The following is a 17,093-nucleotide window of genomic DNA, read 5'->3' as shown; positions in this document are numbered from 1 at the left end:
GGTATTGTTTTACATATTTGATGTAAATATAAAACTGATCTATTATGAAAAAAAGAGAACCAATTAGTCACATCATGACTAAAACCGTGGTGACTGTAAATCAAAATGACGATTTAACAAAAGTAGTAGAAAAACTAAAATCGAACTCTATCAGGCACCTTCCTGTAGTAAACGGAAAAAAAGTGGTGGGCATTATAAGCCGGACTGATATTAACCGTCTTACTTTTGGCGCTTTATTCGATGGTCAGGAAGGGAGCGATGAAGCTATTTTACAAATGCTGACGATTCCGCAGGTTATGACGGCAAAACCAAAAACTGTTTCTTCTGATACTATTATTCGAGATTTAGCCGAAATTTTTTCAAAAGAAGAATTTCATGCCTTACCAGTTGTAGATAATGATGAACTAAAAGGAATTGTAACAACTACTGACGTTATTAAATATTTTTTAGAACAATATGATTAAATAAAAAAGGGAGCTTTTCAGCTCCCTTTTTTATCTGTTTTGTAACCAATTTTCAGGATCGGAATTTGTTGTATTTTGAAGAATCAAAAACTTGATAATCGTTTTTCCTGTATCACCGCTGGTTCTTACTTTTCCAATGTTTTGCTTAATCGAAACTTTATCGCCCTGACTAACAGAAACTGAACTTAAGTTTTGATATACTGTAAAGAAATCTCCATGCTGAATTACAACTGCTTTATTAACCGGAGATAAAACTATTACTTTAGAAACTTCACCTGCAAATACTGCTCTTGCACTGGCACCATCTTCGGTTGTGATCTCAACTCCGGAGTTATGTACCGTAATTGAAGGATGCAGCGGGTGAGGCTGGTCTCCATAACCAAGAGAAATAAATCCTTTTTCTACCGGCCAGGGCAGTCTTCCTCTATTCGCTTTAAAGTCGGCAGCCAATACTTTATCTTCTGGTGTCATTGCAATTTTAGAAGAAGAAACTGGTGCTTTTGCTGCTGTCGATCCAGGATTTTCTTTTGCTTTTTCAGCCGCAGCTTTTCTGTTTGCTTCTGCAATGGCTTCACGAATCAAGCGATCAATTTGTCTGTCGATTCTTTTAGATTCACTTTGTTTTGCTTTAATATCGGCAGCAATTCTGTTTTTATCTTTTTTAATTGAGTTAACCAGCTTTTGCTGTTCTTTTTTCTCAACTTCTAAGCTTTGTTTTTCTTTTTCATTTTCAGCAATAATCTTTTTCTTAACCTTTCTTTGCCCGTCTAACTTGGCATTAAAATCAACTAATTGTGCTGTTTTGTCCTGAATTTCCAAACCTTGGTTTTTTCTGAAATTCGTATATTGTTTTAAATATTGTGCTCTTTTGTAGGCTTGCAAAAAGCTTTCAGATGACAAGATAAACATAGCACGGCTTTGCTCTGAACGGCTTTTATAAGATTTCAAAATCATTTTTGCATAATCTTCTTTTAAAACCGCCAGTTCTTTTTTTAGTTTATTAACCTGAACCTGGTTAATATACATATCATTGCTAAGGACTTTTTCTTGTTTTGCCGTTGTATTAATCAGCTTTTCTTTAAGCTTGATTTTATTGGCCTGAATTAAATATTCATTTACCGCTGATTTTTCTTTTTTCCTTACAGACTGCAGCATTTTTTCATTGTCTTTTATTTCCTGAAGAATCTGCGCCTTGCGCTGTTCAAGTTTTTCTTGCTGCGAATCCTGCGCCCAGACAAAAGTCGTGGCACAAACAAAAATTAGGCTTAGGAGAAATTTCGGCATCTTTCTATTTATATTTTTGCAAATTTACTTAATTAAAACTTTTTTATAACCGCTTGGTACGCTATAAGGAAAAGAAAGTTCTTCGTTAAATGAAATGTTATTGTAATTCAAATTAATATTGGTAGTTCCTTTTGGCTGTACAGCATTAATTGCAATCGCCGTTGGAATTGTTCCTTGATTGTATGTTTTAATATCAGAATAATTGATTTCTAATTTTCTGTTTTCAGATGGCTGCGAGATCTCTTCTTTCTGAACTAAATATTTTTCAGGATCTAAGTAAAATGCTTTTTTAATTTTTTCATCTTTTTGATCTTCTAAACGGAAAAGATTTTCGACAATAGTCTGAGTATATTTTCCTTCTCTTAAATCGTCAAAAGCTTCACCAATTAATAAGTTTTGAACTTTTGTATAATCCAATTCAGTTCCCAGCCATTTGCTTAAACTGCTAAAATCTCCTTCGTAATATGTGCTGTTTATTTTTTCGTAATAACTTACTGCTGATGGTGTTATTAAAGCTTTTGCCATTGTAATTCCCAAGAATCTAACGCTTATTAAAATCTGTTTGTCTTTCTCGATTCTTATTTCGGCAGTAACGTTTTGACTTTGTTTTTCGTCAACATATTTAGCGCTGGCTTTTATGTATAAGGTTGAAAAATCCAGTTTGTTTTCGTAATGTTTCTCTATCGCTTTATTGTCTTTTTTTGTAACAACTTCGGTAGTATTAGTGTTCTGAACAGCAACGGCTTTTGATTTACATGAAACCACAAAAACCGATATTAATACTATTATAATATACTTTTTCATCTTAATTTCTCCTTACTTCTTTTGTTTTAATAATTCATTTGCCTTCAAAAAGTATTCCTCTTTTTTCTTAGCATCTCCTAATCCATTATATGCTTCTCCCAATTGAATATTAAAATCTGCTTCTAATTTTTTATCATCAACCACATAATCAAGTCCCATTTCTAAAACGGTTTTTGCATTTTTAAACTGCTGTAACTGATTGCTTCCTAAACCTGCATAGTAATAAAACTGAGGCTGGCTCGGATAAACTTCAATCATGGTCATGGCTCTTTTTGTCATTGGCGCAAATTGTTTTGCTTTACTATATGCTTCAAGCAAAAGCAAATTGGTTTCACGATCTGTATCTGAATTGGTCATTAAATCTTTTTCATAATATTTAATGGCGTTTTCAAATTGGTTTTTACTATGATAAAATTTTCCAATTTCTTTGGCAACGTCAACATCCTTATCGTTATCAAAATAGGAAATGGCTTTTTCTAAATCCGGAGCATACTGCGGATTTTTATTTACATAAATCAAAAACTCGTTTAAAGTTCGATGTTTTATTTTTGAATCAATTTTTGAACTTGACAAAATTGTATTCATCGACTTAATTGCTTTGTCTGCCTGATTCGAATCTAAATACGTTTTAAACAAACTTACCTGACCCCATTCTGAATTTGGAAGTTCTTTTGCCAATTGTTTTGCAACATCGACAGCTTTGTCTGTTTCATCCGATTTTGAATACAAAAAAATCAGGTTTACATAATTGGATTCTTCTTTTGGATTTTTTTTAATTTGTTCAATTAAATTTGAAATCTCGGCATTTTGATATTTACCCTGCGATAAAATCTGGCTTTTGTATACTTCGCGATCTGATGATTTTCCGAATTTGTCGTTCATTTCATTAATCGCAACAAGTGCTTTATCGTATTGATTTGTAATCATATATAGCGATATTAAATCGTCTTTATATTCTTCATCAAAAACAATAATTTTCTGAATGGTTTCTATTGCCAGAGGATAATTTTTGGTTTCGTAACTTACATCATAAATCCCCAGCCAGTACCATTTATTTTTTGGATTTAGCTGTGTTGCTTTTTCAAATGCGGTTTGGGCATTTTGATATTCTTTTAAAGCCAGATAATTTTTTCCAACTTCAAAATAAGCAACAGCATCTGAAGGTTTTAGTTTAATACATTTTTCTAAAGATGCTATAGCTTTATCGTAATTTTCGATTCCTTTTTGTTTCAAAGATTCATAAAATGCATCTTGATATTCATCTGGTGCCAAAGCAATATCTTCGGGTTCTGTCTGTGCAAAAACCGAAGCTGCATTGCTTAACAAAGCAAAAAATAAAATTATCAAAACCCTTTTTTTCATCTTTTTACGATTTCATTTATACGAAAACGAATTTATTTTTTATTCTAAAACTGAATAATCTCCAATGCTTATACTGGTAAATTTTCCATCATAACTAACATGATTTCCAATCATTGCATTATCTAAGTTAGCATTTTTTATTTGAGAATACGTTTGTATTAAGCTATTTTTAATAGTGCTGTCTGTTACATGACATCCATTTCCTATCGAAACATTAGGCCCAATTGTGGTGTTTTTAAGTACTACATTTTCTCCAATAAAACATGGAGGAATAATAGTAGAATTATCTAATACCACATTTTGATCTACTAAATGTTCTCCGTCATTATGTAAAAAACCTAACATTCTTGTGTTGGTTTCAACTGTAACATCTTTGTTTCCGCAGTCCATCCATTCGTCAACGCTTCCGGTTTTAAAAACTTTACCGTTTGCCATCATGGCTTTGATTCCGTCGTTAATTTGGTATTCTCCTCCATTTTGAATGTTGTTGTCTAAAACGCCTTGAAGTTCTTTTTTCAAATCGCCGACTTCTTTAAAATAGTAAATTCCAATAACGGCTAAATCACTTACAAACTCTTTTGGTTTTTCAACCAATTCTATAATTTCAGTATTCTGATTTAATTTTACTACTCCAAAAGCTTCAGGCTGTTCTACTTGTTTTACCCAGATTACAGCATCTGCAGAAGGATCAAGTTCAAAATCGGCTCTGATTAAAGTATCCGCGTAAGCGATAACTGCAGGTCCTGATAAAGAATCTTTTGCACACATAATAGCGTGTCCTGTTCCTAAAGGCTGATCCTGACGATATATAGAAGCTTTTGCTCTAAGTCCTTTTGCTAAATCTTCAAGACTTTCTACTACATCTGCTCCAAAAAAAGCTTCATCGCCCAGAATAAAAGCCACTTCTTCGATTGGCTCTTTTAATATTTTGGCAATATCTTCAACCAAACGGTGAACGATTGATTTTCCAGCAACTGGAATTAATGGTTTTGGAACTGTTAATGTATGTGGGCGAAGTCTTGAGCCGCGACCTGCCATTGGGACGATTATTTTCATGTAATTCTATTTTTATGTGTGAAGATTTAAAAATCTCCTGTTTGGTTAGTTCAAGTTTTAATTTTAAAATTCGCAGAGAATTCTACAACATTTAGTAATTCCTGTAAAAAACTGAAAACTGCGACTGAAAACTATTTTACGCCGGTACTTCCAAATCCGCCTTCTCCTCTTGAAGTTTCAGAAAGTTCTTCAACCTCTATCCACTCTGCTCTTTCGTGTTTGGCAATAATTAACTGTGCAATTCTTTCTCCGTTTTCGATTACAAATTCTTCATTTGATAAATTCACCAAAATCACGCCTATTTCACCTCTGTAATCAGCATCTACAGTTCCTGGAGAATTTAAAACGGTAACTCCTTTTTTTGCTGCCAGTCCGCTTCTTGGTCTTACCTGAGCTTCGTAACCAATTGGCAATTCAATAAAAAGACCTGTTTTTACAATTGTTCTTTCTAAAGGTTTTAACGTAATTGGTTCTATAATATTGGCACGCAGATCCATTCCTGCAGAAGCTATTGTTTCGTAATTTGGTAAATCGTGTTGTGATTTATTGATAATTTGTATTTTCATTTTTATTATAAAAGATTAAAAAAGCATCTTTACTTTCTATTCATAATTCCTTTAATCGTGTCTTTTTCGTTGTGGTACACAAAGTACATAAAGGCTAATAATAACGGAATTCCAACGAAATAATTTTCTCTAAATCCGTAAAAGGAAATGGCCGAAAATAAAATTGAAATTCCTAAATAAGCTCCAATTTTATTCATATCATAAGGTATTGGATAATACTTATTTCCTAAAATATAGGATATCAACATCATACTTCCGTAAGCAGAAATTGTTGCAATCGCAGAACCGTAATAGCTGTATTTTGGAATTAAAAAGTAATTTAAAACTAATGTTATAATAGCACCAACAATAGAAATGTAGGCTCCAATTTTTGTTTTATCTGTTAGTTTATACCAAACAGAAAGGTTGTTGTAAATTCCTAAAAAGAAGTTTGCCAAAATAATTAATGGCACTACTTTCATTGCTTCCCAATATGATTTATTATCCAGAAGAAGGAATTTTAAAACATCGGCAAAAACGATGACTCCCAATAAAATCAATGATCCAAAAATTACAAAGTATTTTGTAATTACGGCATAAGTCTGTGGTGCTTTTTCGTTTTTGGCATGGCTGAAAAAGAAAGGTTCAATTCCTAATCTAAATGCGGTTGCAAATAAAACCATAAACAAACCTAGTTTATAACAGGCAGAATAGGCTCCAACTTCAGATTTTGCCAGATTTTCCGGCAGTAAATATCCTAATAAGATTTTATCGAAATGTTCGTTAACTGCAAATGCAAGTCCGGCTACTAAAATTGGCAGTCCGTATTTCATCATTTTTTTCCAAAGTACAGGATCAAATTTTCGCCCAAGTGAAAGATAATTTGGAGAAAGAACAATGAAAGTGGCTAAACTCGCTAAAAGGTTTGCAATGAAAATATAAGCGATCTGGAAATTTTCTACATATAAATTATCCCAAACTGAATTAGGATTTGCAGCTGCTAATTTTGGCAGATACATTAAAAAGAAAATATTCAGTAATAAATTAATTACTACGTTTCCAATTTTAATTGCTGCATAAACCATTGGGCGCTGGTTGGCTCTTAGTTTAGAAAACGGTACTAAAACCAATGCATCTAAAACCAAAATCCAAACTGAATAGGTAATATACTGTGCATCGACTTCGGCCCAGTTTGCAAGGGTATTTCTAAAAATTAAGGCCGCAAACAAGAATCCTATTGATGACCAAAATATGGATATTGTAGATGTTGCAATAACATTTTTCTTGTCTTCTTCGGCACTGTAAAATCTAAAAAATGCCGTTTCCATTCCGTAAGAAAGCACTACGTTAAAGAAAACCATCCAAGACAATACGATCGAAACTTCGCCATATTCGGCTGTAGGCAAAATACCTGTATATAATCTGACCAATAAAAAACTAAGCATTCGTGGTAAAACGGTTGCCAGCCCATAAATCGCAGTTTGTTTGAATAGATTTTTATATAATCCCAAAATAATTAGTAATAAAGTTCGGAAAACAAAAATAACCAATTCTTTGGTTTTATTAGTGCTTTTAAAGGTTCAATAAAAAAACTTACTAAGAATTTTATTGAGTTAATTTATTTTCATCTAAAACTTTCACAAAATGAAAACCTTTTGGAGCATAGCCCTGATTGTAATAAAAACGATGAGCGCCAAAATTTCCTGTAAAAGCATCAAGAACAATACTGCTGCAGCCCAAGTTAACGGCTTTTTGTTCGATAAAATCAGTTAATATTTTTCCAATTCCTTTTGAGCGATGTTCAGGATGAACTACAAAATTATCTATTTCGAGATATTTTCCGGTCCATAATTTAGTTGCAGACCAACATCCTGTAATTCCCAAACAGACATCATTTTCAAAAACTGCTATTTGTGTATAATTATGCGGCAGCATATCAGAAAGAAAGGATTTGTATTTTTCTAAGGTTATTTTTGGATATAGAAATTTGATGGTATCAATTTGATTGAGCATTTCGTCAATCGTAGTGAGTTCGCGAGTTTGTAAAGTCATTGTAATAGAAATATATACCAAAAATACATAACTTTTTTTATGCTATTTATATAATTAACAAGACACTAACATGTGAAATATATAAAATACCGCAGAAAATTATGTAACTTTTTTTTAACAGTGTTTTCTTAAATTTGTTTCACAGGGATTGAGAAAGCTAGATACAACCCTTATAAAAAAGGAAGCACTGGGACTAATAAAGCTTGTTTGTTCCCATAAAAGACAAAGCATAAGGGATTGATTCTGCTGTATTGTAACCCTAATAAAAACAGAGCATTGGGACTAATAAAGCTAGTTTGTTCCCATAAAAGACAAAGCACAGGGATTGATTCTGCTGAAATGTAACCCTTAAAAAAAACAGAGCATTGGGATTGATAAAGCTAGTTTGTTCCCATGAAAGACAAAGCAACAGAGTGATAAAATCTGTGTCAATAATTTTATAAAATGGTATTGATTCTCAATTTTGGGTAAATTGAGAATCACCATTTTATAAATTTTCTTGTTTATAGATATTCTTAAAAAAGAAAAAACTTCCAAAAAAAATAGCCGGTAAATATTTACCGGCTATTTTTTTATATATCAATGAATTAATTATCCATTCAAAGCTTCTGCTCCACCTACGATCTCTAAGATTTCGTTTGTAATTGCAGCCTGACGTGCTTTGTTGTACGTTAATTTCAATTGGTTTCTTAATTCTGTTGCGTTGTCAGTTGCTTTGTGCATAGCTGTCATACGTGCTCCGTGTTCTGAAGCAAATGAATCGCGAATACCTTTGTATAATTGTGTTTTTAAAGACTTAGGAATTAAAGTCAAAACAATTTCTTCTTTTGAAGGTTCAAAAATATAATCTCCTGCAGAAGCTGATACATCAGATTTAAGCGGTGCTAATGGCAAAAACTGCTCTGTTTGAACAATCTGCGTTGCAGCATTTTTAAACTGATTGTAGATTAATTCGATTTTGTCATATTCACCAGACAAGAATTTCTCTGTCAAATTATCAGCAATTCCAGCAACATTTTCGAAAGTTAAATGATCGAAAATTGCATTATGGTGACCATGAACTTTATGCGTTTTGCTTAAAACATCATTTCCTTTTTTACCAATAGCAAAAACGTCAACTTGTTTTCCTGCATAAAAATCTGTACGATTTTTAATCTCTTTAATAACATTTGAATTGAATGCACCACATAAACCTCTGTTTGAAGTTATAGCTACAAGCAATACTTTTTTTACTTCACGTTGTGTTGTGTAAGCACCTCCTACTTCACCTTCAAGTGTAGCAGAAAGATTTTGCAGCAACTCCGTTAATTTCTCGGCATAAGGGCGCATCGCAGTGATTGCATCTTGTGCTTTCTTAAGCTTTGCAGCAGAAACCATTTTCATCGCAGATGTAATCTGCATCGTCGATGAAACGGAAGTAATTCTATTACGGATTTCCTTTAAATTTGCCATGTACTATCGTTGTTGGTTGTTAGTTGTTGGTTAATAGTAATGGAAAATTCCAAAAACAATCAACCAACAACCGTCAACTAAAATTAGTTATATTTTGCTGAGATTTCTTTTGCTGCTTTTTCGATAACATCTGTAATACTGTCATCTAATTTACCCGCTTTTAACGCGTTAAGCGTATCTTTATGTTTACTGTTTAAGTATGCTAAGAAATCAGCTTCAAATTCTTTTACTTTTTCTACAGGAACGTTTCTTAATAAGTTTTTAGAACCTGCGTAGATAATAGCTACTTGGTTTTCAACTGTATAAGGATCATTTAAACCTTGTTTCAAGATCTCAACGTTTCTTTTTCCTTTTTCAATTACGTTTAAAGTAACAGAATCTAAGTCAGAACCAAATTTAGCGAAAGCTTCTAATTCACGGAATTGAGCCTGGTCTAATTTTAAAGTTCCTGAAACTTTTTTCATTGATTTAATTTGAGCATTACCTCCAACACGAGATACAGAGATACCTACGTTAATAGCAGGACGAACCCCTGAGTTGAACAAATCTCCATCAAGGAAAATCTGACCATCTGTAATCGAGATTACGTTTGTTGGGATATATGCAGAAACGTCACCAGCCTGAGTTTCGATAATTGGTAAAGCAGTTAAAGAACCACCACCTTTTACGATAGATTTGATAGAATCTGGTAAATCGTTCATGTTTTTAGCGATACCATCATCAGCAATTACTTTACAAGCACGCTCTAATAAACGAGAGTGTAAGTAGAAAACGTCTCCAGGGTAAGCCTCACGTCCCGGTGGTCTTCTTAATAAAAGAGAAACCTCACGGTAAGCAACAGCTTGTTTAGATAAATCATCATACACGATAAGTGCTGGACGACCTGAATCTCTAAAGTACTCTCCAATTGCAGCACCAGCGAATGGAGCATAAACTTGCATTGGAGCTGGGTCAGAAGCATTTGCAGCAACGATAACTGTATAAGCCATTGCTCCTTTTTCTTCTAACATTTTAGCGATTCCTGCTACAGTTGAAGCTTTTTGTCCAATTGCAACATATATACAGAATACAGGTTTTCCTGCATCGTAAAATTCTTTTTGATTTAAGATTGTATCGATACAAACAGTTGATTTACCTGTTTGACGGTCACCAATTACAAGCTCACGTTGTCCACGACCTACCGGGATCATAGCATCAACTGCTTTTACTCCAGTTTGTAATGGCTCAGTTACCGGCTGACGGAAGATAACACCAGGTGCTTTTCTTTCTAATGGCATTTCGTATAAGTCTCCGCCAATTGGTCCTTTTCCATCAATTGGAAAACCAAGAGTGTTAACTACACGTCCTACCATTTGCTCACCTACTTTAAGAGAAGCAATACGCTGAGTTCTTTTTGCAGTAGATCCTTCTTTAATTCCTGTTGACGGTCCTAAAAGTACAACCCCAACATTATCCTCTTCAAGATTCAATACGATACCTTCCATACCGTTATCGAATTCTACTAACTCACCATATTGAACATTAGATAGCCCGTAAACACGAGCAATACCATCTCCAACTTGAAGTACTGTTCCTACTTCCTCTAGCGTAGCACCAGATTCAAAACCTTCTACTTGCTTTCTTAATATTGCTGAAATTTCAGCAGGTTTGATTTCCGCCATCTTAATTTATAATTTAGACACTTTTTGTGTTATAAAACTAATTACTTAACTCTCTTTTTAATACTTGTAATCTGTTTGCAACAGAAGCATTGTATTGATTATCACCTATTCTTAAAATAAATCCACCAATGATTGAAGGATCTACTATATTTTCAATTGTAATTTTCTTATCTGATAATGTTGCAACTTTAGCTAAAACTTTAGCTTCTAATGCAGCATCCATAGGAATTGCTGTAGTAACTTTTGCTACTTCAACACCATTGCTTTCATCAAATAATTTATTGTATTCTACTGCAATTGCATCTAGAATTTCAAATCTTTTGTTTTCGAATAATAAATGGAACAAACCTTTAGTTACTCCATTTACATCTGCGAAAACTTCTAAAAGAGCACTTTCTTTAACTTCAACTTTTGCAGTTGGGTTTTGGATAAATGTACTCAATTCTGTATTAGTCTCAATTGCAGATGCAATTGATTTCATATCGTTATTGACAGCTTCGGCAACACCTTTAGAGTTTGCTAAGTCTAGAATTGCTTTTGCATAACGAATTGCTGCTCTTGTACTTGCCATAATCTTAGTTTAACTTTACGTCACCTAACATTTTCTCAACTAATTTAGTTTGAGATTCTTTGTTAGATAATTCTTCTTTCAATAATTTTTCAGCAATGCTTAATGATAAAGTTGAAACCTGAGATTTCAATTCTGCCATTGCAGCATTTTTTTCGCTTTCGATAGCTGCTTTTGCCTGCTCAATCATTTTTTGACCAGCTTCTTGTGCTTCGTTTTTAGAATCAGTAATCATTTTCTCTTTCATTTCGCGAGCTTCTTTTAACATCGCGTCACGTTCTGCACGAGCTTCATTCAAAATTCTTTGATTGTCAGCTTGTAAATTTTCCATTTCTCTCTTTGCGTTTTCAGCAGAAAGCAATGCATTTTTAATACCTTCTTCTCTTGCAGTAATAGATTCCATAATTGGTTTCCAAGCAAATTTTACTAAAAGCAAAATTAATATTACCAAGATTAAAGCCTGCCAGAAGAATAATCCGAATGAAAAATCGTTAATTAACTTATCCATTTTATAACTATATTAAAATATTTAATTTCTTTTTTAAAAGTAACAACATCTTTAACCAACCGTTAAAGATGCTGTTATTTCTCTCTTTATTATTTTCCTAAGATTAAAGCAGCGAATGCTAAACCTTCTAATAAAGCCGCGATAATAATCATCGCAGTTTGAATTTTACCAGCAGCTTCTGGTTGACGAGCAATAGCGTCCATAGCAGATCCACCGATTTTACCTAAACCTAAACCTGCACCGATTACTACTAAACCTGCACCTACTAAAGTTGGAATTGTTCCCATAAGTATTTATATATATAAAATTAAACTTCTAAATTAAATAATTGCTGTTTCGTCTTCGTGGTGGTGAGCGTGATCATGATCCTGAACAGCCATACCAATAAATAATGATGATAACATCGTGAAGATGAAAGCCTGTAAAAATGCAACTAAAACTTCAATAACAGAGATAAACAATGTTAATCCTAATGAGATTGGCAAATCTGCTGCTAAATTTTTACCTACGAAAATCATAGCGATCAAACTCATAATTACTACGTGACCTGCAGTAATGTTTGCATACAAACGAATTAATAATGCAAATGGTTTTGTTAGTGTTCCTAAAACCTCAATTGGAGCTAAAATGATTTTCATTGGAACCGGCACTCCTGGCATCCAGAAGATGTGTCCCCAATAATCTTTGTTTGCACTAAATTGAGTAATGATAAATGTAAATGCTGCTAAACAAACTGTGATAGCAATATTTCCTGTAACGTTAATTCCAAGAGGAGTCATTCCTAATAAGTTTAACAACCAAACAAAGAAAAATACAGTTAACAGGTAACCCATATATTTACGGTATTTTTTCTCTCCAATATTAGGAACTGCAATTTCGTCTCTGATAAAAATAATAAGCGGTTCTAAAACTCTTCCAAATCCAGTTGGGATTGGTCCTTTTTTATATGATCTTGCTAAACCAGTAAACATTAAGAATAATAATACTGAAACAAAAAGCATTGATACAACATTTTTTGTAATCGAAAAATCTAATGGTTTTACGTTTGACGGATGACCATGTTCGTCAAAGTTGATTGTTCCGGCTGCATCTGTTTTGTAAATTTTACCGTGAACTAATTTATAATAGTTTCCATCAACTTCTGCCACTTCTTCTCCGTGGTGTAATTTTGAAGATGAGAAAATTTTCAATCCTCCATCTATAAGTATAACTGGTAACGAAAACCCGTAGTGTTTATTTTCTTTTTCATCTGAAAAGAAAACAAAGTCATGAGAATCCTGTAAGTGGTGATCAATAAAAGCATCCACTTTAGCTTTTGGATCTTTAGCTGCGTGTTCGTCTTCACCATGTGTTTCATGTGAAATTACTTTCTCTTCATGAGCACTTTCATTTTGTACATGCGTTGAGTCAATCTCTGAGTTTGCGAAACTCATAATAGGCAGAGAAGCTACAAAAGCTGCAAGAATTAATCTGAGTGGTTTGTTTGAAATCACCATATCGTGGAAAATCTTATTTTTTTACGTTTCTAAAATTTGGTGCAAAGGTACATTTTTTATTAATATTCAAAAGGATATGAAAAATTATTTTTGAACCTTCTTTTAAAGAATCCGCATTTTAACGCTTTTCATTTAATAATCGGACAGTTAAAAGCGTCTCAAATAACAAAAACAAAATAAATGTTATAAAAAAACTGACTTTTTCAACAGCAGCGATTTCAGAATTGGTTTTTAAAATTGGCTGGAGAATTAAATATGCTAACAGCATTTGTGTAAAAGTTCCAAATAAGAAAACCATTCCAACAATTTGAAAATTCTTCTTTTTTACTACTAATAATATAAGGTATAATAAAAAGGCTGTTCCGAAAAAAATTAAATACAGAAGTTCTATACCATAATGGAAATTTTCTGTTTTAATTTCTAAAAAATAGAAAGCTGCTTTATGCAATATGCATACTGCAGCAGTAAATAAAAATAAATGAAAAACAGGTTTGTAGTTTTTTAAAAGCATTTGAAATAATTTTATGCAAAGATGCAACTTTTATCCAAAGCTTATATAAGGGATAAAATTACTTTGTTTTGTTGATGTCATTAACCTGCCGAATGACATTATATAAAGCAAGTCCCACTCCAAGCATTACAAAAATAGTGTTGTAATATACTTTCGGACTTGGATGATTTTCGTCTAGCCAGGTTCCGAAATAAGAGAAAATAAAAATAATGACCCCCATTTGAAAAGGAATATTTATGAGGGCCAGCCATTTGTTTCTTCTATTATTATTCGGTTCCTTTTCCATCTTTTACGATTACCTCTTTATTATGTGTAAGCATTGTACAAGTTGCTGTAAACTCTGCTCCTGGTTCTATAGAAAGTTTTCCAACGGCAACTTCTCCGTGAATTTTTGCTGTAGCTTTAATATTAAGAACTTCCAGAACTTTAATTTTTCCATGAAATTCTCCTTCAATATCGGCATTATTACAAATAATTTCTCCTTTTATAACGCCTGTTGCGCCAATAACTAATTTTCCTTGCGATGTAAAATTTCCAATTAATTCGCCGTCTAATCTAAAATCTGCTTTTGAGACTATGTCTCCTACAATAGAGGTTCCTTCAACGATTCGGTTTGTTTTACCTAAAAGTTCTGTTCCGTTTTTTTTCACTTTGTCAAACATTATATTATGGGTTTTTTGGGGTCAGATAGGCTTCAAGGTTTTTCTTAATTTGAACCACTTTGTAGTTTTCAGTTGATATAATAATTGCCGGCTGTGCAATTTTATATTTTTTATCATCTCTAAAAACTCCCGCAACATCTTGGGCGTAAGCCTCAGACTTTAAACCATGAATAGCTACAAAACTTTGGGTTCTGTTGTATTTATCAAATGAAGTTGTTAATCTTTCGAAATTTTCGACTAACAAAAACACTCTTATAGCTTCTTCAATTTGTTTAAGCGTTTTGGTATCGTTATTAGAAATTAAATATAAAATTTTCCAGTTTTTATTATCCTCTGTTGTAAAATTTAATCTCTCTAAAGTTGGAACTTGCTTTTCAAGAATTTCTCTGGCATTTTTACCTTCATCGCTATTTGGGTAATTATCCGCTACATTCTCCAATCCTTTTTTATAAGCTTCTAACCCGTTTACTTTTCCTAATGTGTTTGCTTTCAGTAATTCAAACTTAGAAACAATTTCATCTCCAGAATATTGATTAATGAGATTGTCAATATTATCTAAGACAACATCAAACTTCTCTTCCTGAAAAAGCTTGTACCATTTTTGGTATTCTTTTTCCGGTGAAGGAATATCATCTGTATTGGTATTGTTTAAAATCTGAGCATATCTTGAACCAGGATAATTGTTTGTAATATCTGATTTTATTTTTTCTGCTTTTGCAGGATCTGTAATTTGGTAAATTTTATACAAATTATACATTGATGGCAGGATCAGCTTTTCTTCTGGATTGTTTCGTAACAATTGTTCCAGTTTATCACTTGCTAAAGTATATTCTTTAAATTTCTCCTTATATATAAGTCCCAACTGATAATAGGCGAAATTGCGTTCTTTACCAATACTGTCAATAGCAACTGGTGTTTTTGGAAGTTGTTTTTCGTAAAAAGCAGTTGTGTATTTTTCGATTACAACTGTATCTTTTAGTTTATTTGCTTCTGCTTCATTTATACTGTCATTGAGCATTGCAGCATCGTTTGCCGCTTTTATTGCAGATAATCTCCAGTTACCGCCAATAGTACGATTACCCCACATTTTCTTAAACTGTAATTTTCCGTAAGCCACTGTTGTTGGGTTATAGAAATAAAAAGTACTTACAGCGTCATTTCCTGAAGGCGGTCTAATTCCGTCTGTATCCATGTTTGTTGGTTTTCCTAAAGAATTTGGATTAACCGCAGTTGGTGCACTTGAAGCACTGTTGTTTCGCTCTACATTCGCCAGTTTTTCTTTTTCTTTTTCTTCCAGAATTCGTTTGGCTTCATCTTTCTTTTTAAGTTCTGCGATGTAGCTTTCAAAATAAATTTTTCTTTCAGAATCCGGCATTCCGTAAACTTTGATAATACTGTCGTTGCGTTTTGCAATTCCTTCGTATTTAATTACGTTATCAAGATTTTTTCTGTTTTTTTCTATAAAAGCAAATTCTCTGGTCTTTGGATTGAGTTTTGTTAACGTACTGTCATAATATTTGGCAGCCATTGTATAATCTGTATTCTTAAAATACATGTTTCCAATGTTTCGATATGCCGATGCCATTAAATAAGGATCTTTAGATTTTCTGCCCAAAGATTTGTTGTAAAATTTCAGTGCATTTTCTTTGTCTTTCTTTTTATCATAAAAGACTCCCATTTCATAAAAAAGGACATCATAATAAGGTCGGTTTTCACGATCTGCAACTAGCTTATTATACGTTTTTAAAAAAATAGTATCATTGCCTTTTTCATAATCATACATCTGTGCTTTTTTTGCATAAGCATGCATCATGTACTTTCTATCGGCTTTGCGGTTCATGTGAATTACGCCATCATAATAATATGTCGCACTATCCTTATTTCCAACTTCCTGATACATTTGTCCCAGAATAAATTTATATCTGGCACGGTCTTCATTTATTCTCGAAAATTGTTCGGCAATTCTAAGTTTGGCAACAGCGCTGTCTCTTTCTTCTAAATTTAAAAAAGCTTCTGCCAATAAAGCATTAGCATCAGAAAAAGTCTGTTTATTTAAATCGGTCTTTTTTAATAACTGATTAATATTTTTTACAACAATGGCATCGTTGCCTAAACGCATATTGGTTTTTTCACGCCAGATTTTTGCTGTGTAAATGTTACTGCTGTTTGGATATTTGTACAAAATATAATTGAAAGCTTCTAAAGCAGGAATAAAACGCTGATCATAATATCTGGCTTTTCCAAGCATCAAATATGCTTCGTCGATCTGGTAGTTTCTTTCTCTTCCTCCAATATTCATGGAGTGTTTTTGAATTGCTTTTGTGGCCTTTGTTTCTGCTTTTTCAAAATCAGGATTTTTTGTTTTTTCTCCTTCAGAAAAATTTTCATCAAACTGCATTTTTTCTATCGGAAGCATTTTCCAGAAATTGTCCTGATCATTAGCCTTAATAGCCTGCAGTCCTTTCTCGAGCCCTAGACCTCCATTATACAAAATGTTGTATTTTGTACTCAACGCATGGGAGTTTCTGTTCACAAAAGTGTTATTCTTGGTAGAACATGCTATCAAAAAGAGAAAAAAGATGAGAAAAAAACTATATTTAAGAGTATTCTTTTTCAATAGAACTGATTTTAAAGCATTAACTTCTAAAAAGTATTTTTAGTATAAAGA

At 32.9% G+C, this 17,093-nt stretch carries 18 protein-coding genes; 1 reads left to right on the top strand and 17 read right to left on the bottom strand.

All coding sequences use genetic code 11. From position 1 onward, the window contains the following. The first annotated feature begins 44 nt into the window (after nt 1–44). Nucleotides 45–464: a CBS domain-containing protein gene (locus PQ462_RS00240; protein WP_274251934.1), complete on the top strand. Its 420-nt coding sequence runs from the start codon at nt 45–47 to the stop codon at nt 462–464. A 30-nt stretch (nt 465–494) separates the two neighbouring features. Here PQ462_RS00240 and PQ462_RS00235 read toward each other — a convergent pair whose 3' ends face one another. The 17 genes from PQ462_RS00235 to porW form a co-directional block, all read right to left on the bottom strand. After that, nucleotides 495–1,748, bottom strand: a complete 1,254-nt coding sequence (locus tag PQ462_RS00235) for a murein hydrolase activator EnvC family protein (RefSeq protein WP_274251933.1) — start codon at nt 1,746–1,748, stop codon at nt 495–497. Nucleotides 1,749–1,772: 24 nt separating this feature from the next. Beyond that, the gene (locus tag PQ462_RS00230) at nt 1,773–2,552 is read right to left on the bottom strand and encodes a DUF4292 domain-containing protein (RefSeq protein WP_274251932.1); all 780 of its coding nucleotides are present in this window, start codon (nt 2,550–2,552) and stop codon (nt 1,773–1,775) included. Between the two features lie 12 nt (nt 2,553–2,564). Further along, nucleotides 2,565–3,914 carry a tetratricopeptide repeat protein gene (locus tag PQ462_RS00225; RefSeq protein WP_274251931.1) on the bottom strand — a complete coding sequence of 450 codons (1,350 nt, stop codon included), beginning with the start codon at nt 3,912–3,914 and terminating at the stop codon, nt 2,565–2,567. A 39-nt stretch (nt 3,915–3,953) separates the two neighbouring features. Continuing rightward, nucleotides 3,954–4,970: a sugar phosphate nucleotidyltransferase gene (locus PQ462_RS00220; protein WP_274251930.1), complete on the bottom strand. Its 1,017-nt coding sequence runs from the start codon at nt 4,968–4,970 to the stop codon at nt 3,954–3,956. Between the two features lie 131 nt (nt 4,971–5,101). Beyond that, on the bottom strand, nt 5,102–5,536 hold the full coding sequence (gene dut / locus PQ462_RS00215; RefSeq protein WP_073408286.1) for a dUTP diphosphatase: 435 nt from the start codon (nt 5,534–5,536) through the stop codon (nt 5,102–5,104). Nucleotides 5,537–5,565: 29 nt separating this feature from the next. Then, nucleotides 5,566–7,026: a lipopolysaccharide biosynthesis protein gene (locus PQ462_RS00210; protein WP_044047533.1), complete on the bottom strand. Its 1,461-nt coding sequence runs from the start codon at nt 7,024–7,026 to the stop codon at nt 5,566–5,568. A 94-nt stretch (nt 7,027–7,120) separates the two neighbouring features. After that, entirely contained in the window at nt 7,121–7,567 is a 447-nt protein-coding gene (locus PQ462_RS00205) for a GNAT family N-acetyltransferase (RefSeq protein WP_274251929.1), read from the bottom strand. Between the two features lie 591 nt (nt 7,568–8,158). Beyond that, nucleotides 8,159–9,019: an ATP synthase F1 subunit gamma gene (gene atpG / locus PQ462_RS00200; RefSeq protein ID WP_121362703.1), complete on the bottom strand. Its 861-nt coding sequence runs from the start codon at nt 9,017–9,019 to the stop codon at nt 8,159–8,161. 83 nt (nt 9,020–9,102) lie between these two features. Then, nucleotides 9,103–10,680, bottom strand: a complete 1,578-nt coding sequence (gene atpA, locus PQ462_RS00195; RefSeq protein ID WP_121362704.1) for a F0F1 ATP synthase subunit alpha — start codon at nt 10,678–10,680, stop codon at nt 9,103–9,105. Nucleotides 10,681–10,717: 37 nt separating this feature from the next. Beyond that, complete coding sequence (atpH, locus tag PQ462_RS00190; protein ID WP_274251928.1) at nt 10,718–11,251, bottom strand: ATP synthase F1 subunit delta; 534 nt, start codon at nt 11,249–11,251, stop codon at nt 10,718–10,720. A 4-nt stretch (nt 11,252–11,255) separates the two neighbouring features. Continuing rightward, the gene (locus tag PQ462_RS00185) at nt 11,256–11,756 is read right to left on the bottom strand and encodes a F0F1 ATP synthase subunit B (protein WP_274251927.1); all 501 of its coding nucleotides are present in this window, start codon (nt 11,754–11,756) and stop codon (nt 11,256–11,258) included. A gap of 89 nt (nt 11,757–11,845) precedes the next feature. Continuing rightward, the gene (gene atpE, locus PQ462_RS00180; protein ID WP_008465835.1) at nt 11,846–12,043 is read right to left on the bottom strand and encodes an ATP synthase F0 subunit C; all 198 of its coding nucleotides are present in this window, start codon (nt 12,041–12,043) and stop codon (nt 11,846–11,848) included. Between the two features lie 33 nt (nt 12,044–12,076). Then, nucleotides 12,077–13,252, bottom strand: coding sequence for a F0F1 ATP synthase subunit A (gene atpB, locus PQ462_RS00175; protein WP_012023141.1), 1,176 nt, complete (start codon nt 13,250–13,252; stop codon nt 12,077–12,079). 118 nt (nt 13,253–13,370) lie between these two features. Continuing rightward, entirely contained in the window at nt 13,371–13,763 is a 393-nt protein-coding gene (locus tag PQ462_RS00170) for a hypothetical protein (protein ID WP_274251926.1), read from the bottom strand. Nucleotides 13,764–13,821: 58 nt separating this feature from the next. After that, entirely contained in the window at nt 13,822–14,049 is a 228-nt protein-coding gene (locus PQ462_RS00165) for an AtpZ/AtpI family protein (protein WP_071635780.1), read from the bottom strand. Continuing rightward, complete coding sequence (locus tag PQ462_RS00160) at nt 14,030–14,425, bottom strand: bactofilin family protein (RefSeq protein WP_274251924.1); 396 nt, start codon at nt 14,423–14,425, stop codon at nt 14,030–14,032. Before PQ462_RS00160 ends, PQ462_RS00165 begins: the two co-directional genes overlap by 20 nt. 4 nt (nt 14,426–14,429) lie before the next feature. Continuing rightward, nucleotides 14,430–17,042: a type IX secretion system periplasmic lipoprotein PorW/SprE gene (porW, locus tag PQ462_RS00155; RefSeq protein WP_274251923.1), complete on the bottom strand. Its 2,613-nt coding sequence runs from the start codon at nt 17,040–17,042 to the stop codon at nt 14,430–14,432. Nucleotides 17,043–17,093 lie beyond the last annotated feature (51 nt).

The sequence above is a fragment of the Flavobacterium sp. KACC 22758 genome (genome assembly GCF_028736135.1).
Lineage (GTDB): Bacteria > Bacteroidota > Bacteroidia > Flavobacteriales > Flavobacteriaceae > Flavobacterium > Flavobacterium johnsoniae.
Note: the sequence above shows the minus strand (reverse complement) of the source record. Positions and strands in the feature narration are given on the sequence as shown.

Bases quoted from the DNA above. Each gene is read 5' to 3' on its own strand.
- PQ462_RS00240 (WP_274251934.1), top strand. From the start codon at position 45: ATGAAAAAAAGAGAACCAATTAGTCACATCATGACTAAAACCGTGGTG.
- PQ462_RS00235 (WP_274251933.1), bottom strand. From the start codon at position 1,748: ATGCCGAAATTTCTCCTAAGCCTAATTTTTGTTTGTGCCACGACTTTT.
- PQ462_RS00230 (WP_274251932.1), bottom strand. From the start codon at position 2,552: ATGAAAAAGTATATTATAATAGTATTAATATCGGTTTTTGTGGTTTCA.
- PQ462_RS00225 (WP_274251931.1), bottom strand. From the start codon at position 3,914: ATGAAAAAAAGGGTTTTGATAATTTTATTTTTTGCTTTGTTAAGCAAT.
- PQ462_RS00220 (WP_274251930.1), bottom strand. From the start codon at position 4,970: ATGAAAATAATCGTCCCAATGGCAGGTCGCGGCTCAAGACTTCGCCCA.
- dut (WP_073408286.1), bottom strand. From the start codon at position 5,536: ATGAAAATACAAATTATCAATAAATCACAACACGATTTACCAAATTAC.
- PQ462_RS00205 (WP_274251929.1), bottom strand. From the start codon at position 7,567: ATGACTTTACAAACTCGCGAACTCACTACGATTGACGAAATGCTCAAT.
- atpG (WP_121362703.1), bottom strand. From the start codon at position 9,019: ATGGCAAATTTAAAGGAAATCCGTAATAGAATTACTTCCGTTTCATCG.
- atpA (WP_121362704.1), bottom strand. From the start codon at position 10,680: ATGGCGGAAATCAAACCTGCTGAAATTTCAGCAATATTAAGAAAGCAA.
- atpH (WP_274251928.1), bottom strand. From the start codon at position 11,251: ATGGCAAGTACAAGAGCAGCAATTCGTTATGCAAAAGCAATTCTAGAC.
- PQ462_RS00185 (WP_274251927.1), bottom strand. From the start codon at position 11,756: ATGGATAAGTTAATTAACGATTTTTCATTCGGATTATTCTTCTGGCAG.
- atpE (WP_008465835.1), bottom strand. From the start codon at position 12,043: ATGGGAACAATTCCAACTTTAGTAGGTGCAGGTTTAGTAGTAATCGGT.
- atpB (WP_012023141.1), bottom strand. From the start codon at position 13,252: ATGGTGATTTCAAACAAACCACTCAGATTAATTCTTGCAGCTTTTGTA.
- PQ462_RS00170 (WP_274251926.1), bottom strand. From the start codon at position 13,763: ATGCTTTTAAAAAACTACAAACCTGTTTTTCATTTATTTTTATTTACT.
- PQ462_RS00165 (WP_071635780.1), bottom strand. From the start codon at position 14,049: ATGGAAAAGGAACCGAATAATAATAGAAGAAACAAATGGCTGGCCCTC.
- PQ462_RS00160 (WP_274251924.1), bottom strand. From the start codon at position 14,425: ATGTTTGACAAAGTGAAAAAAAACGGAACAGAACTTTTAGGTAAAACA.